The 16,843-nt window shown below is 65.6% G+C and carries 11 protein-coding genes; 7 read left to right on the forward strand and 4 right to left on the reverse strand.

Annotated elements, in window-relative coordinates:
• Positions 1-18: 18 nt before the first annotated feature.
• The 4 genes from HT578_RS04720 to HT578_RS04735 form a co-directional block, all read right to left on the reverse strand.
• The gene (locus HT578_RS04720) at positions 19-1,113 is read right to left on the reverse strand and encodes a TauD/TfdA family dioxygenase (protein WP_039392731.1); all 1,095 of its coding nucleotides are present in this window, start codon (positions 1,111-1,113) and stop codon (positions 19-21) included.
• A gap of 221 nt (positions 1,114-1,334) precedes the next feature.
• Positions 1,335-3,614 carry a xanthine dehydrogenase family protein molybdopterin-binding subunit gene (locus HT578_RS04725; RefSeq protein WP_239026481.1) on the reverse strand — a complete coding sequence of 760 codons (2,280 nt, stop codon included), beginning with the start codon at positions 3,612-3,614 and terminating at the stop codon, positions 1,335-1,337.
• On the reverse strand, positions 3,611-4,066 hold the full coding sequence (locus HT578_RS04730) for a (2Fe-2S)-binding protein (protein WP_039392729.1): 456 nt from the start codon (positions 4,064-4,066) through the stop codon (positions 3,611-3,613). The genes HT578_RS04725 and HT578_RS04730 overlap by 4 nt, the downstream gene beginning before the upstream one ends.
• Positions 4,067-4,322: 256 nt before the next feature.
• Complete coding sequence (locus HT578_RS04735) at positions 4,323-7,007, reverse strand: TonB-dependent receptor (RefSeq protein WP_213502365.1); 2,685 nt, start codon at positions 7,005-7,007, stop codon at positions 4,323-4,325.
• A gap of 463 nt (positions 7,008-7,470) precedes the next feature.
• On the opposite strand from HT578_RS04735, the gene HT578_RS04740 reads away from it, so the two are divergent.
• The 7 genes from HT578_RS04740 (at position 7,471) to HT578_RS04770 (ending at position 16,819) form a co-directional block, all read left to right on the forward strand.
• The gene (locus tag HT578_RS04740) at positions 7,471-9,510 is read left to right on the forward strand and encodes a tetratricopeptide repeat-containing sulfotransferase family protein (protein ID WP_213502366.1); all 2,040 of its coding nucleotides are present in this window, start codon (positions 7,471-7,473) and stop codon (positions 9,508-9,510) included.
• Between the two features lie 153 nt (positions 9,511-9,663).
• A complete protein-coding gene (locus HT578_RS04745; RefSeq protein ID WP_213502367.1) occupies positions 9,664-10,359 on the forward strand; it encodes a TetR/AcrR family transcriptional regulator in 696 nt (231 codons plus the stop codon).
• A 71-nt stretch (positions 10,360-10,430) separates the two neighbouring features.
• Positions 10,431-11,657 carry an MFS transporter gene (locus tag HT578_RS04750; RefSeq protein ID WP_213502368.1) on the forward strand — a complete coding sequence of 409 codons (1,227 nt, stop codon included), beginning with the start codon at positions 10,431-10,433 and terminating at the stop codon, positions 11,655-11,657.
• Between the two features lie 234 nt (positions 11,658-11,891).
• Entirely contained in the window at positions 11,892-13,763 is a 1,872-nt protein-coding gene (gene peaA / locus HT578_RS04755; RefSeq protein WP_213502369.1) for a quinohemoprotein amine dehydrogenase subunit alpha, read from the forward strand.
• On the forward strand, positions 13,760-15,238 hold the full coding sequence (peaB, locus tag HT578_RS04760) for a quinohemoprotein amine dehydrogenase maturation protein (RefSeq protein ID WP_239026482.1): 1,479 nt from the start codon (positions 13,760-13,762) through the stop codon (positions 15,236-15,238). The genes peaA and peaB overlap by 4 nt, the downstream gene beginning before the upstream one ends.
• Positions 15,235-15,606 (forward strand): quinohemoprotein amine dehydrogenase subunit gamma, encoded by a 372-nt coding sequence (gene qhpC, locus HT578_RS04765; protein WP_213502370.1) that lies wholly within the window; start codon positions 15,235-15,237, stop codon positions 15,604-15,606. The genes peaB and qhpC overlap by 4 nt, the downstream gene beginning before the upstream one ends.
• Positions 15,607-15,715: 109 nt before the next feature.
• Positions 15,716-16,819, forward strand: coding sequence for a YncE family protein (locus HT578_RS04770; RefSeq protein WP_239026483.1), 1,104 nt, complete (start codon positions 15,716-15,718; stop codon positions 16,817-16,819).
• The last annotated feature ends 24 nt before the right edge of the window (positions 16,820-16,843 follow it).

A 16,843-nucleotide genomic window follows, 5' to 3' on the forward strand; every position in this document is an offset into this window, starting at 1 on the left:
GACCTCTCTATCCGGCGCTTATTCGATGACGCGCGGAACGGACATGCCGTAGATGTCGAAGTGGGCTTCGGGATGCTCGGGCGCGCCATCGCGCGGGGCCGAGCGGACCTGGACAACGCCGTTCTTGCCGAACCCATCGACGACCGGACGCCCGGCATCGCGGCTCAGCCACAGGCGCAGCAGGTGGCGGCGGCGCTGGGGTTCGGGATAGTCCCAGAAGGTCGTGCGCGCGTGAAGTGCGGCGTAGTTCGAGAGCCACTGGATGTCGCCGGGACGGAAATCCATCTCGATCGCCATGCCCTCTTCGTAGGTGATCGTGTCGAAGAGTTCGAGCACCTCGATCTGCTCGGGCGTCAGCTTGGGCACGCCCTCGTACTCCTGCGCGGTCAGGATGTAGAGCGAGCCTGCGTACATCGAGAACACGCCGTCAACCAGGCTGACGATGGGCGAGGTGTAGGTATCGGCCGGTGCGCTGTGGTCCTGCTTGCGCCAGTCCCAGTGGAAAGGCTCGAGCAGCAGCGGGGCCAGATCGGGACGGCGCTTCAGGATCTCGTTGTAGATCTGCGCGCCCGAGACGAGGCACGAAGCGCCCCCTTCCTTGGCCGGGCGCAGGCACATCAGCGAAACGATGTCGGAGCTGTCCGAGTGGTAGACCAGCTTGTCGCGCACCTTGGCCGACAAGGCGGTCGGATCGTCCATGGTCTTGTCCGAGGTCGCGTAGACATGGTCGATGAGATCGCCCATCTCGTTCTGGCGGATCGGATCGCCCATGTGCAGGCCGAGGATGTAATAGATCGCCGCGGAAAACGCGTCCGAATAGAGGTAGGTGCGAAGTCCGCGCACGAGCACGAAGCCGCGCCCATAATCGACGTCCGCGCCCCATTCCTTCACCGCCTGCGCACAGGCGACGAGCGGGTAGTCCGAGGCCTGCACGGTCCGCAGGTCCGGGTTCTCATCCAGGAAACGCTTGCCCAGCTGCTCCAGCTCGAGGACCTGCGCGTCGGAGAGAAGGTAGATCCACTCCCCCGACTTCACCAGTTCATCGCCGCGCCAGGCAGCCGCGGTGGTAACCGGAGGAATTGCCTCCATCGACGCGGACGGATTGGTGGCCATGCGCTGATCCTTGCTCCTTGAAAATGCGGTCTGTGTTTCGGGCAGACTAGCCGTGCAGTCAGGACAAGACTTGTCGCGCGATGTTCAAAAAGTTGGGAGAGCCTGGAACTGGCGACCTCACCCCGCTCAGCCGATGCCGCTGGCACGAAGTGAGGCAGACGGTATGGGGAGCCCGAGGGCGATGGCCCTCGGACCCATTCCTGCCTTCCTGTCTTCCTGCCTCAGGCTTCGAAGCTTTCCTTCGAGAGCGGCATCACGCGCACGCGCTTGCCAGTCAGCACCGAAACCGCATTGGCGACGGCGGGCGGGATCGCGGGCAGCGGCGGCTCACCGATACCGCCCATCTCCGCGCCACTTTCCACGATCTTGACGTGGACCCTAGCCATCTGTTCAGGGCGCAGGATCTGGTAGGCATCGAAGTTGCGCGCAACCGGCATCCCGGCCTCGTACTCGGCCCCTTCGACAAGAACCTGCGACAGACCCAGCGCCACGGCCGAATTGACCTGCGCCTCGACGATGGCCGGGTTGACGATGCTGCCCGGATCGATGGCTTCCCACACGTCATGGACCACGACCTGCCCGTCCTGGATCGAAACTTCGGCAACCGCCGCCGCTTCCGATCCGAAGGGCGAGGCCATCGCGATGCCGCGTGCACGGCGCGTGCCATCGGCTGCTGTGAAGGGCCCGCGCTTCCAGCCGCCCGAAAGCTCGACCGCCGCCTTGAGAAGCGTGGTCAGGCGCTTGTTGCCTTCCAGCAGTTTCAGGCGAAGCGCATAGGGGTCCTTGCCGCCTGCATCGGCCATCTCGTCGAGGAAGCTCTCGTAGAAGAAGTCGTTCATCGAGTTGCCGACCGAGCGCCAGTAGGCAAGCGTAGTCGGGTTCTTGACGAAAAGCTGCGCGATGCGCCGGTTGGGGATCGCGTAGGACTTGGCGGTGATGCCCTCCAGCGCGGATTCGTCGAGCTTTTCACCGCGCTTGTTGGCGATGCCCTCACCCGGTCCCTCGCACACGCTGACAACGTCCAGACCGACCGGCCAGCCATCGGCATCGAGCGCGCCCTTGAACTTGACGACGGCCATCGGGCGCATCGGATCGCGCAGGAATTCCTCCTCGCGGCTCCAGATTACCTTGACCGGACGCCCCGTCGCCTTGGCGAGCGCGATGGCGTGCGGATAGGGGTTGCCCCAGGTGTACTGGAAGTGGCGGCCGAAGAAACCGCCCAGCAAGGGGCTGTGAATGTTGATCTTCTCGGGCGCGAGGCCCGTCTTGGCCGCAATCGCCGCCTGGAAGATCTCGGGCCCCTGGTTGGGCATCCACAGGTCCAGGCTGCCATCCGCGTTGAAGCGCGCCAGCGTCGAGGGCGGCTCCAGCTGGGCGTGGTGGAGGTACTGGCTGGTAAACTCGCCTTCGACGACCTTGGCCGCCGAGGCGAAGGCGGCTGCGCTGTCGCCAGCGCTCTCGGCTTCCTCGCCGCGCCCGGTCTGGCTGGAGAGGTGCTGTGTGAAAGCATCGGTCGCGAAGTCAGCGGGCATGTAGCGCACGTCCGCGCTCTCGCCCGGATCCTGCCAGTCGACATCGAGCGCGTCGGCCGCCTGACGTGCGTGCCACCAGTACGGGGCGACCACGGCCACCGCGCCATCGAGCGTGTGCACCGAGTGAACGCCCGGCATCGCCTTCACCGCCGCTTCGTTGCGGATGGCTCCGGGCTGGAGGCCCAGGCGCGGCGCGTGCTGCACAGCGGCTTGGAGCATGTTCTCGACCTGGCTGTCGATGGCGTACATTGCCTGGCCGGTCGACTTGGCGTGCATGTCGATGCGCGCGACAGGCTTGCCGATCCAACGGAAGTTCTTGGGATCCTTCAGCGATATCCGGCCCGCTTCGGGCACACCCATGTCGAGAGCGCCCTCGGCCAGTTCGCCATAGCTGAGCGAGCGGCCCGAGGCGGTGTGGATTACCTTGCCCGGCTCGGTCGTGAGCGTGTCGGCGCCGACGCCCAGGCGCTTTGCCGCCGCGCTGATCAACATCGCGCGGGCCGAGGCGCCCAGGCGCCGCATCGTGTCATAACTGGTGCGCACCGACATCGAGCCGCCGGTGATGCGCATCGTGCCGCCGAACATGACCTGGAAGACCTTGCCCGCGGGGGCAGCTTCCACCTCGAAGACGGCCGGGTCCATGTCGAGTTCCTCGCCCACGATCTGCGCCATCGCGGTGAAGGCCCCTTGCCCGCCTTCCATGAAGGGGCTGAGGAAGCGCACGGTGTTGTCCGGGCGGATTTCCAGGAACGCGGGCACGTCGAGCGCCTTGGGCGCGGGCGCGGCCGGGCCCTGCGCACGGGCCGGTCCGACCGGAATACCGAAGCCCAGGACCAGCGCACCCGTGGCGACGCCCGCGCTACCCAGAAGGAAGCGGCGGCGTGAAAGGTTTACAGGCTGCGCGGGCGCGGCAAAACGCTCATCCCCGCTGCCGTTTGCGGGACCATCGAGAAAGATGCGGGCCATCATGCGTTCTCCTGTCCGGCAAGGTCGCTCAGCGCGGCGTGAATGGCGTTGTAGGTGCCACAGCGGCACAGGTTCTGCATCGAGGCGCGCACGTCCTCTTCGCTGGGCGCTGCGTTTTCCTTGAGCAGCGAGACCGCCGCCATGACCTGGCCCGACTGGCAGTAGCCGCACTGGGGGACCTGGTGCTTGACCCAGGCCGCGACGACCTTCTGGCCCACCGCGTCCTGTTCCATCGCCTCGATGGTGGAGACTTTGCTGCCTTCGAGGCTGCCGACCGGCGTCACGCACGAACGGGTGACCACCCCATCGACCAGCACCGAACAAGCGCCGCACTGCGCAATGCCGCAGCCGTACTTGGTGCCGGTCATACCCAGCACGTCGCGAAGTGCCCACAGCAGCGGCATTTCAGGCTCGGCGTCGAGCTCGCGCATCTCGCCGTTGATCTCAAGCTTCATGGTCTTTCCCCTGATAGTCCTGCGGGTTGTCCGCCCGTCTGGCCCACGTGCGGCGCACACCTGCCGTCGACCCCGAGGGACAGGAATACGCAATCGTTTCGCGTGAGACAACGCCCCAACGCTCGTCCGGGGCAGGCGGCCCTCTAGCCTCTCCGGCAACCCCGATCAATTTTCTTTCAAGCCTCTGAAAAAATGGCTCCCTCCCGGGGTGCGAGACCACAGGAGGGAGCCGTTCAGGTCGTCAGAGACGGGTGATTCAGAACGTCTGCCCCCAGCGCAGGCCGAAGAACTGCGGCTTGATTGCGAAGGTACGCGAGGAGCCCGAGCAGAAGGTAATCGAACAGAAGGTGTTCCTGGTCAGCTGCCCGCGCTTGTCGAAGGCGTTCTGGATGAACAGGTCGAGCGTCCAGCCATCGCGCTTCAGGCCCGCCGAGAAGTCGAACGAGACGAAGCCGGGCGTGTTGCCGAGCAGTTCGTTGTTCGCGACGTTGAGGTCCTGCGTCGCGCCGGTCTGGTAGTTCGCCGAGCCCATGAGGTAGGCGTCCATCCCGCCCAGGAATGTGTCGTAGCGCACCGAGGTCGTCCCCTTGAAGCGGGGCTGGCGCGGCAGGCGGGTGCCGTCCGCGGCCGCAACCTGCGGCGTGGGCGGATAGGAATCCGGCACGTAGGCCCCGGCGGTACAGCTTGAAAGCTGGGAGATCGACATCGCCACCGGATCGAGCGCGAAGTTGCAGAAGTTGCCCTTAAGCTTGGCGTCGTTGAACGCACCCGAAGACGAGATCGTAACATCGCCCAGCTTCAGGTCGGCATCGTATTCGATACCCTTCACTTCGGCCTTGCCGGCATTGCCGGTCATGCCCGCCCCCTGCGTGCCCGAGACGACGACGCTGTACTGGATGTTGTCCCAGGTCTCGTAATAGGCGGCCATGTTGAAGCGGAAGATGTTGCCCCAGGTCGTCTTGAAGCCGATCTCGTAGTTGGAGAGCGTCTCCGATTCGTAGGGCTGCACCGTCACCAAACCGACCCCGTTCACACGCAGGGCACGGTTGTAGCCACCCGGGCGGAAGCCGGTGGAGTAGGTGGCGTAGACCATCTTGTCGGCATCGATCTGCCAGTCGAGCGCGATCTTGTGGGTCTCACCCGATTCCTTGTACGAGCCGTTGGCGTTGATGCACGAGAGGCGCTCCATCGGGAACGGCACCGAACAGCCCGCGCCTGCCGCCGAGGCCGCAACGCCGCTGAAGCCTTCCGACTTGAAGCTGGTCCAGAAGAAGCGGATGCCACCCGTGACCTTCAGGGTCGGCGTGATGTCGTAGTGCCCTTCGGCGAAGAGCGCCTTGTCCTTCCAGTCGTTGTTGCGTTCCGAAAGGTAGAAGGCATCGTACTTCACCGCGCGCGAGCCCAGGATCATCGTGCCCATAGGATCGCCGTTGGGATTGATGACGTCGCTGGTGTCGAAGAACGGCGTGCCATCATCGTCCCAGGCGATGCCGTACATGCCCGGAACGCCCAGCAGGCCACCTGCGACATCGCCGCCACCGGCTTGGGTGTAGCCCATCATGTCGGCCAGACCATGGGTCGCGTACTGGTCGTTCGTCTGCTCCTTGCGCGACTGGTAGAAGCCGCCGAAGGTGACGTCGAAGGGCCAGCTCGACGGGGTAGTCACGCGCAGTTCCTGGGTGAACTGCTTGTCGCGCGTCAGGCCCTTATAATACTGCTGCGGGTTGATAAGCCCGGTGCAGGCCATGTCCGCGCCCGAGCCCGAACAGCTCGACCGATCCCAGAACTGCAGATAGCTTTCGTAACCCGGGCCGAAGCTGTCGTAGGTGACCGTGTAGTAGGTATAGTCGTTGCGCAGGTTCACCTTGCGGTTGAAGTAGCCCGTTGCCGAAACCACGTCCCAGTCGCCGATGTGGCCATGAATGGCGAGCTGTGCCTGGTACCACTTGTCGTTCTGGCGAGTCAGATCGTAATCGTGGACTTCCAGATCGCCGACGCGCGGATCGTAGCCGAAATAGCCATAGGCGATCTGGCGCTGCGCGGTCACTTCGGGGCGGATTTCCCAGCCCGGTGCAGGCTCCCAGAGAAGCTGCAGGCGCCCGCCCACTTCGTAGATCGGGTTATAGTCGTTCTCGGCGATGTCGCCGTTGTCGAGCGTATAGCTTGTAGCGGGATTGAGATCGCCCAGTTCCAGCGCAAGCGAATCGCCCACGTTGTTGAGGCCGTTGTTGGCGACATTGTCGATGAAGCCGCCATCGTGGCGATAGTAGCCCATCACGCGCACGGCGAGCGTGTCGCTCACCGGAATGTTGACGTAGCCCTCGATCTGCTGGCCGAAGTCACCCGCGCCGTACTTGTTGAGTTCGGCGTTGTAGCCCCACTCGAACTCGCCGATTTCGGGCTTCTTGGAGATGAAACGGATCGTGCCCGCCAGCGAGCCCGCACCATAGAGCGTGCCCTGCGGCCCCGAGAGCGCCTCAATGCGCTCGATGTCGTAGACGTGGATGTCGGGAAGGTCGGTGCCCGCGATGGGAATGTCATCGAGATAGTACCCGACCGAGGCGTAGGCGCCGCCAGCGGGCACGATGCCGCGGAAATACGGAGTCTGACGGCCCGGCCCGAGCCCGGCGATAGTGACCGAGGGGAGCAGGTTGGCAAAGTCGGAAAGGCCGTTGATCTGGCGCGCCTCCAGCTTTGCCTCGCCCAGCGCCTGAATCGAGATCGGCACCTTCTGGACGCTCTCCGAGGTGCGCGTCGCGGTCACGACGATGTCGCCGAGCGAGGACTGCGCCTGGGGCGCGGCCTCAGGTGCTTCGGCGGCAGCCGCCGGCACGTCGTCCTCGGCGTAGGCCGTTCCGGCTCCCGCCAGCGGCGCGACGATCGCAGTCGTGGAAAGAAGGCACACGGCGTTCCACCGGCGCACACGGGTACGAATACTCATACTGTTGGAGTCCCCCTATTTCCCTGAAATTCGTGCGTCTCCTCCCCCAAGAAGACTGCCCGCTTGGCGCGGGTCCCCCCATTTTCACGAATAGTGCGCCCGCGACCTTTTGCCGGCCCTTGCAGACGCACACCTCCTGCCCCGAAGTTGCCCTCGGGTTCGCAGGCCCAACTTGCACCTGCAAAGAACTCGTATTGAAAAATCCGTCCGGACGCGTTCGCTCTTGCACAAACTTGAACGCCTGTCCTAGATTGAGTAAACCGACACGACCCGATCCTGTCAAGCGCCTATCGGCACGAATTTTGGAGCTTTATTTCGTGCTTGCCCAGGCCGGGGAAATGATGATCCTGAAGATGTGCATGTGCACACTTGAAAATGTTCGCAGCCGCGCAACTTCACCCGCGCCGCGACGCCTTTGGCACTCGGCCCCGCCTCTCGCAGAAAGGACATAGACCGCCAGACCATGACCGGATCGACGACTGAGGCCGCCCGTCCCGTTTCGCCCGCAAGCGCCCTGCCCCGCATCGCCGCGCTCGTCGGCAGCGCGCCCGCCCGCGCTCTGGCCGAGGCCGAGAACCTTCTGCAGACCGCGCCCGGCCTCGGCCCGGCCGAACTGCTTGCCTGCCAGGCGCTGCGCCAGCTTGGCCGCACGCAAGAGGCGTTGTCCCGACTCGATGCGCTCGCTCGCCGTGACACCAGGGTACCTGCCGTGCTCTGGGAACTCGCCCAGACCGCGCTCGCCGCCAACGCCAGCACGGCGGCCATCTCCGCACTCGAACGCCTGACCGCACTGCAGCCCGGCATCAGCCACGGCTGGTTCCTCCTCGCCAGCGAACTGCGCAAGGCCGGACGAGCCGAGGACGCCTGGCGCGCGGACATCTCGGGCGTTCACGCCTCGGCGGGCGATCCCGAACTGGTCGACGCGGCCCTTGCCATGAACGAGGGACGGCTGGACGAGGGCATTGCCCTGCTGGAGGCCCGCGCGGCGCGCGGCGGAGAGGATGCGCCCTCGCTGCGCCTCCTGGGCGAACTGCACTGGCGCAAGGGCGACATGAGCAAGGCGCTCGACTACTGCGGCCGCGCACTCGGACGCGCGCCGGGCTTCGACCTTGCCCGCGACTTTCGCATCCGCCTCCTGCTCCAGACCAACCGCCTGGACGAAGCGCGCCGCGAGGCCGAGATCCTGGTCGAATCGCCGCTCGAAAACCCGGCGCACCGCCTGCTCCTCGCCTCGGTGCTGGTGCGCCTGGGCGAACACGAGCGCGCCCGCGATCTTTACCGCGCCCTGCTCGATCTCAAGCCCGACCAGCCCCAGCTCTGGCAGAACCTGGGCCATGTCCTCAAGACCCTGGGTGAACAGGCCGAGGCGATCGCCGCCTACCGCGAGGCCGTTGCCCGCCAGCCCTCGATGGGTGAGGCCTGGTGGAGCCTCGCCAACCTCAAGACCGCACGGCTCGGGGCCGAGGACATCGCCGCGATGGAGGCCGCTCTTGCTACCTTGCCCGAGGACAGCGACGAACACGCCGAGGACCGCTTCCACCTGCACTTCGCGCTCGGCAAGGCGCTGGAAGATGCAAAGGACTACGCCGCCTCGTTTCGCCACTACGACCAAGGCAACCGCTTGCGCCGCGCCCGCGTGCCCCACGATCCGGAAGGCTTTTCCGCCGAAGTGGCCGCCACGGCGCAGACCTTTACCGCCCCCTTTCTCGCCACGCTGGGCGATGGCGGATGCCCGGCGCCCGACCCGATCTTCGTGGTGGGACTGCCACGATCGGGCTCGACGCTGGTCGAGCAGATCCTCTCCAGCCACAGCCAGGTCGAAGGCACGCTCGAACTGCCCGACATGATGATCATCGCCAGCCGCCTGCAGGCGCGTGTCGACGAGGGTGAGTTTGCCGATTTCAAGACCATGATCGCAAGCCTGACGCCGCGTGACCGGGTGCGCCTGGGCGAGGAATACCTCGAAGGCACGCGCGTCCACCGCAAGAGCGATGCGCCGCTGTTCATCGACAAGATGCCCAACAACTGGCAGCACGTGGGCCTTATCCGCACGATCCTGCCGAACGCGAAGATCGTGGATGCGCGCCGCCACCCGATGTCGTGCTGCTTCTCGGGCTGGAAACAGCACTTCGCGCGCGGGCAGACCTTCACCTATGACCTCGCCGAAATCGCGCGCTACTACCGGGATTACGTGGGGCTGATGGCCGCCTACGATGCCGCCGCGCCAGGCGCCGTTCACCGCGTGATCTACGAGGATATGGTGCACTCCACCGAGGCCGAGATACGCCGCCTCCTTGCCTATCTCGATCTTCCCTTTGAGGAGGCCTGCCTCCAATTCCACACCAACGCGCGCGCGGTCCGTACGGCCAGTTCCGAGCAAGTACGCCAACCCATCTTCACTACAGGTCTTGATGCCTGGACCCACTACGCCCCCTGGCTCGGCCCCCTCGCAGAGGCGCTCGGCCCGATCGAGGCGATCTACCCCCAGCCCCCCGCACGCTGAGAGCGCTCTCACCCGCGGGACGGGCAAGACACTGTATTTACGTGCGCAGCAAAGGGGCCTAGGGCGCCCCTCCGGCCCCGTTTCGCCTCCTCGCAGAGACGCAAGGCTGAGGGACGAGGATCGACAGGCGACATAACACAAGGGAGAATCGCCATGCCCCGCAAAGCGGCAACCAACGAGAATCCCAAGGACACGGCCACCGAGCACCAGCGCCCCGGCGTCTACGCGCGCGGTGCGGACACGGTCGACACCATCATCAAGGCCGCGCTGCGCGTCATCATCGATGAGGGCGCAACCGCCTTCTCGATCCGCCGGATCGGCGCGGAGTGTGGCCTCAAGGTCGGCAACGTCAGCTACCACTTCCCCCGCAAGGAATTGCTGGTGAAGGTCATGCTCGACGACATGATGGAGAGCTACCAGACCAAGCTCGACGACGATGTGCGCCTTGCCGACATCTCGGCCGAGGAGCGCCTGCGCCGCGTGATCCTGATGTGCCTGGAGGACATCTGCTCCAAGCGCACCACCCGCCTCTTCACCGAACTGTGGTCGCTCGCCAACCAGAGCGCGTTCATCGCCGAGCGCATCGAGGCCTTCTATAGCGACGTCCACGTCCAGATCGGCGAGCAGATCCGCGTGCTCAACCCCGCGCTCGACGACGAAGACGTGCGCACTCTCGCCCTCTTCATCAGCGCATCGATGGAAGGCACCACGCCGTTCCTCGGCTACGAGAAGCCCTGGCGTGCCCAAATGCCCAAGATAATGGCGCTCAGCGTCGAGACCTTTATTCATCTTGCAAAGACTCTGAAACCCGGTGACATTGCCGAGATGACCAAGGCGATCGATTTCTGACGAAGAGGACTTCGCGAATTCGCCGGACGGGAAGAGCGATGACCTGATGGGACGTGCACGTGGGGGCGTGCATGCACTCGTTCACATCAGGGGGGCTCGTGCAGGTTTTCGATTCCGGATTTCGCGCCATTGCACCGGCCATCGGCGTTGCCGCGCTCGCGATCCTGCAACCGGGCATCGACCCGGTCTTCCTCGCCCTGCTGAGCGAGGCCCATTCTCTCTCGCCGAACCTTCATGGCTGGGTCGTGGCCGCCGCGCAGGCGGGCCTCGCCCTCGGTTCGCTGCTGAGCCTTCTTGCGGGCGCACGCCTGCCCTCGTGGAGTTTTGCCGCCGCCGCGCTGGCCGCCATGGCCGCCGCCCTGGCAACAGGCGCGATTGCCCACTTCCCGGCGCTCCTCGCTTTGCGCGCGGCCCACGGCGCGGCCATGGGGCTCATCTACACGCAGGCCATGGCCCACGCCGCTCGCCACCGCCCGACCGGTGCCTTTGCCGCCGCGCTGCTTGTCCAACTGCTGCTCTCGATGGTGGTAGCTGCAGGTCTGCCCAGCCTTGCCAATCAGCGCGGCGCGCCCGCGGCTCTCGAACTGCTTGCCCTCGCCCCCTTCGGCATTCTGCTTATCCTTGGCACCTGCCGCGATGCGCTGGGCCAACGCGCCGAATGGGACATCGCCCCCCGCCGTGAGGCCAGGCACGCCAGCGCGAGCACGCGCGCGATCACGTCCCGTACGCTGCTGATCGCGGGTGCCATCTTTGCCTTCGTCTGCGCCAACATGATCGTGTGGTCGCTGACCGGCGCGCTCGCGCTCGGGGCCGGACTTGACAACGAGACACTTGGCACCGCGGTCAGCCTGGGCTCGCTCGCCGGCGCCGTGACCGCCCTTGCCGTCCTTCGCGAGCGGATCGTGGTCCCTCCGGCGCTGACCGCGCTCCTGTGCGGGGCAGCGCTGCTCGCCCCCATGCTGGGCGCGCGCCCGAGCCAGCCGGAGCTGTTCATTGCCGCCATCGTCTTGTTCAACATTGGCGCGACGGCCAGCGTCATTCGCTGCTCCGGGCTTGCCGCGGCTTCGTGCACCTCCACGCGCGCACTGCGCTTCGTCTCCTCGATGCAGACCTTGGGCATGATCGCAGGTCCCGCGCTCGGATCGCTGGCCGCGATGGGCGACAGCCGCAACGGCCCGCTCGAGGCTGCCGCGCTCGCGACGATCCTGGCCTGCAGCGCCTTCATCGCCTGGCAGCGCCGCCCCGTCCCGCAGGCCGTCCCGGCGGAGCTCTATTACGAGGAACGCCAGGCCGCCTGAGCCCACCGATGCTGCACCTGCGTGATGGCTTGAAAGCAGCGGGCATTGCGCAAGATATGGCGCTTTTGCAGCCCTTTGCGAAGGCAACGAAGCCCGTTTCCACTGCCGCGCCGACACAAAAATGCGGCGACACGAAAAAGCGCCTTGACCAACTCTTGATGATTGTCCAGTTTTCTACTGCCCAAGCGCGGAATCACCGAATTGCGCGTGTAATCAGGGGGGTATTTTCAAATAATGCGCCTTTCGCGAAAGAATCGCGGCGACGCCCTTGCGCGCACGCCCCAAGTCACATCCGATGTTGAAGCGGACAGCGTACTTGCCGCCAGGGGGCCGTCCACCCGCAGCTGGCACCGCCTGCCCGTCGCCGCGCTGCTGGCCGCAGGCGCCCTTTCGACCAGCGTGGTCGTCGCGCAGGCCGGGGGTGAGGACGATTTCACCAGCGACCCGGCCGGCTGGGATGAGACCGAAGCCGGCATTCCGGTCACCGACAGCCTCACCATGCAGAAGTGCGGCACCTGCCACGCGCCCGACGCGGACGGCAATCTTTCGCGCATCTCCTGGATCCGCGCGACGCCCGAAGGCTGGGCGCAGACCATCAAGCGCATGGTCAAGCTGAACGGCCTCGAGATCGAACCGGGCGAAGCGCGCGAGGTGGTGAAGTACCTCTCGACCTACCATGGCCTTGCCCCCGAGGAAGCCAAGCCGGTGATGTATCTCGCCGAAAAGCGCATCCAGGACGAGACCATCGTCCCCAACGACACGCTGCGCCAGACCTGCGCAAGCTGCCATGCCTTTGCCCAGCCGATGTCCTCGCGCCGCTCCAAGCGCGAATGGGGCCTGCTGGAAAACATGCACCGTGCGCTCTACTCGACCGCGGAGTTCATCTACGAGACGCCGGTCGGCGGCGGCTACGACGAGAACGGCGGCGCGGGCGACAGCGACGGCGCGAAGCCCGAGAAGCAGGCGATTGCCGCGCTCAAGTGGCTCTCCGAAAACGCCCCGTTGCACACCCCCGAATGGTCCGCCTGGCGACCGCGCATTCGCGCTCCGAAGCTGGGCGGAAAGTGGCTCGTCTCGGCCGAAATGCGCGGCCACGGCCGTTTCGTGGGCGAAATGACCATTGCCCCGCGCGAACCCGGATCGGACGAGTACATCACCTCGACCGTGCTGCGCTCGCTCAAGGACGGTTCGGTCCACACCCGCAAGGGGGCATCGCTCATCTACGGCGGTTTCTCGTGGCGCGGTTCGTCACTTGGCGCCGCGCCTTCGGCCGCACCGGACGACCTCGACAGCAAGCTGCGCGAGACGCTGTGGTTTGCGCCTGACCAGACCATGGCCATGGGCCGCTGGTACTGGGGCGAATACCATGAATTCGGCTACGACGTGACGCTGCGCCGCGAGAGCGGAGCGCCGGTACTGGCCGCGATCTCGCTCGACGCGCTCAAGACCGGCACCAAGGGTGCCGAAGTCCACATCTATGGCGCGAACCTTCCCGCCGATCTCGCGGCAGGTGACATCGACTTCGGCAGCGGCACCAAGGTGGCCAAGCTCGTCTCGGTCACACCGGGCGAAGCGGTTGTCACGCTCGACATCGCCGCAAATGCCGTACCCGGTCCGCGCGACGTCACGGTCGGCAGCGCGGTGCTGCAAAAGGCCCTGCCGGTCTATGCCAGCGTCGACTACGTGAAGGTCACCCCCGACACCGCACTCGCGCACCTGGGCGGCATCAAGTACGCCAAGGGCTTCGAGCAGTTCGCCGCCTGGGGCTATTCCAACGGTCCGGATGGCAAGGAAGGCACGAAGGACGACTTCGCGATCATGCCCATCGAGGCGACCTGGTCGCTGGGCGAGTTCATCACCACGACCTACGACAACGATACGAAGTTCGTGGGCGCGCTCGACGCGGCTTCGGGTCTCTTCACGCCCAACGTCGAAGGCCCCAACCCCGAGCGCCGCTTCGGGCGCAACAACTACGGCGAGGTCTGGGTCGTCGCCACTGCGAAGAACTTCGCGGGCAAGGACGGCAAGCCGCTGGTCGGCCGTTCCTACCTCGTCACCACCGTTCCCACCTACAAGCGCTGGGACCAGCCGGAGGTGTCCGAATGAACACGATGACCACCCCTGCCGCCGACTTTCGCACCGCGCGCTATCGCCTCGGCGAACTGCACGAGTTCGAAGCGGCCGATCAGCCTTACGTCTACCTCGTCGGTGCAGGCGCGATCTTCGCGCTCGACGACGGTGCCCGCGCGGTACTCGATGAACTGCGCGAAGGCGAGATGGCGCACGGCGAAATCGTCTCCGCGCTCGTCACCCATGGCTATGCGCACGGCGATGCCGAAGAGCTGATCCGCGAACTGCTGTTCGTGCGCGGCATCGTCTCGGACCGGATCGCGCCCGCGCTCGATCCGCAGCCGACCGCCCCGCCCGCCGACTTCCCGCTCCAGGCGCTGGTGCTCAACATCACCAACCAGTGCAACCTTGCCTGCACCTACTGCTACGAGTTCGGTGCGGACAAGATCGCGACGCCCCAGGGCAAGCCCAAGTTCATGACGCTGGAGACGGCGAAGTCCTCGATCGACTTCCTGCTCTCCCAGTCGGGCAGCCGCGAGACGGTCCACGTCACCTTCTTCGGCGGCGAGACGCTGATGAACTTCAAGCTGCTGCGCGAAGTCGTCCTCTACGCCAATGACGCCGCGGCCGCGCAGAACCGCGCGATCACCTACAGCCTCACCACCAATGCGACGTTGCTTTCGGACCCGATCATCGAGTTCCTCGCCGACAACGACGTGGGCGTCACCGTCAGCATCGACGGGCCGGCCGACCTCCAGGACCATCGCCGCATCTACCGCAGCGGCAAGGGCTCCTACGAGGTCATCGAACCGCGCTTGAAAAAGCTCATCGCCCGCCACCGCACCCGCGCCATCACCGCGCGCGTGACGCTGAGCGAAGGCGTCACCGACGTCCTTCGCATCTACCGCCACCTCAAGGACGAACTGGGCTTTCACGAAGTCGGCTTTGCCCCTGTCACCAATTCGGGCGAGCAGGACTATGCGATCAACGGCGATGGCATGAGCAAGGTTCTGGTCGACTTCCATGCGCTGGCCGACGAATGGCTGGACTATGCGCTGGAGAACCGCATGCACGGCTTCTCCAACGTCTCGGAGACCATCGCCGAACTGATGCAGGGCGTGAACAAGTCGCACCCGTGCGGCGCGGGACTTGGCCTGCTGGGTGTCAGCCCCTCGGGCGACCTGTCGCCCTGCCACCGCTTCACCGACGCCGACACCCACACGCTGGGGAACATCGAAAGCGGCATCGATGCGGACAAGCGCGAGGACTTCCTTTCGCGCGGGCACGTCAGCGCCAAGTACGAATGCCAGAGCTGCTGGGCACGGCCCCTGTGCGCAGGCGGCTGCCATCACGAGGCCTTCGTGCGCTACGGCGACACCGGCCACGCCAATCTGCACTACTGCGACTGGATCCGCGAATGGACCGACACGTGCCTGCGTGTCTACGGCGCGGTCGCAGCGCAGAACCCCGGATTTCTCGAACGTTTCGCAACGCGGAAGGCCAACGCATGAAGCACCTGAAGCCGATCAACCGGAAGGCCCAGAGGATCGACGATCTGGCCTCTCCTGCCCCCGAAACCACCCTGGATGCCGCCTCCGACCCGCTGGGCGAGGACGACGTCGTCGCGCTCCAGCAGAAGACCCAGCAGCCCCATGTGCCGATGGGCTGCACGCTGGCGTTCTCACCGGGCTGGGAAGTCGATGCGGGCGGCGGCACGGCAGGCCTGTGCCAGCCGGTCGAGCGCGACATCTACGACTGCTACGTCAGCTGCTTCTGGCCCGTGCAGGTGCCCGACCACGTCAACTATTCGCCCGACTGGGCCAGCAACTGCGCCTCGGCGGCGAAGGACTGGCGCAATCTCGACCTGGTCTTCCCGTGATGCGGACCCATCCCCTTCGCTGCGCGTGCACGAAGGGGACCCGTGCGGACCTTGCCCGGTCCACCCTGTCCGCCCTGCGCTCACGCCCCTCGAGAAAGAGGCAGCCTTCATGAAATCGCTTCGTCATGCCTTTGCCGGCAGCGCCTGCGCCGCCCTTGGTGCCGCGCTGGCCTTCGCCCAGCCCGCCGCCGCCGACACCATCGTCATCGGCGGCTATCCCGACCAGGTGCAGTTCATCGACGACACCAGCGGCCAGGTAACCGACCTCGTCACGCTGGAGACGGGCCTGCCCGACAACCTCCAGCTTTCGCAGGACCGCTCCAAGCTCTACGTCACCACCCTCACCCGCACGGGAATCGAGGTGATCGACACGAAGACCCGCAAGGTCCTCAACCATTTCGAGCTCAACACGCCGAGCACGCGCTACCGCCTGAAGGGTGGTGTGCCCGATCCCACCGGGCGCTATTTTTACGCCATCGGCCAGCGCTTCGACAAGGAAGTGGACCTCTTCCGGGTCAGCAAGTTCCAGTACTACACCATCGACCTGAAGAGCGGCGATGTCGTGCGCGCAGTCGACTTTGCCGAGGAAGACAACGGTCCGGGCTGGGCAGCCAGCATGGCGATTTCGCCCGACGGCAAGACCCTCTACGTCTTTGGCGACAAGGTCCGCGTGCTCGACACCAAGGACTTTTCGGTGCTCGACCGCATCGACCTGGCCAAGCCGCAATCCTCTGCGCTTCAGGACGTGAGTTTTGGCGGCACGCTCAATTCGCGCCAGGATCCGGGCAGCTATGTCTCGCTCTTCAACGGCGAGGATCCCTACATCCACAACAAGGTCTTCGGCATCGCCCGCTTCGACCTGACGCAGCGCAGCTTCACCTTCGATCCCATCGGCCCCGCGCCCGACCGCCTCGAAGGCCTGCAGGTCACGCCCGATGGCAAGGACGGCTACACCGTCGCGGTCATGGATGACCTGGGCGACCAGCGCTGCGAGTTCTGGCACTTCGACCTCGAAACCAACACCGCGGTCGGCAAGGCCGAATTCGAATGCCGTCGCCGTTTCTACTTCGCCATGTCGGCCGACGGAAAGAAGCTCTATATCTACGGCGCAGGCTACGACATCGCCGTCTACGATGCTGCCACACTCAAGCTCGAAACCGACTGGGAGGTGCGCAACGACATCACCATGGCGGGCCTCCTGCACCTGCCGTGACCCAAACCATGCGCCGCAATGCCG

Source organism: Novosphingobium decolorationis (genome assembly GCF_018417475.1).
Taxonomy (GTDB): Bacteria; Pseudomonadota; Alphaproteobacteria; order Sphingomonadales; family Sphingomonadaceae; genus Novosphingobium; species Novosphingobium decolorationis.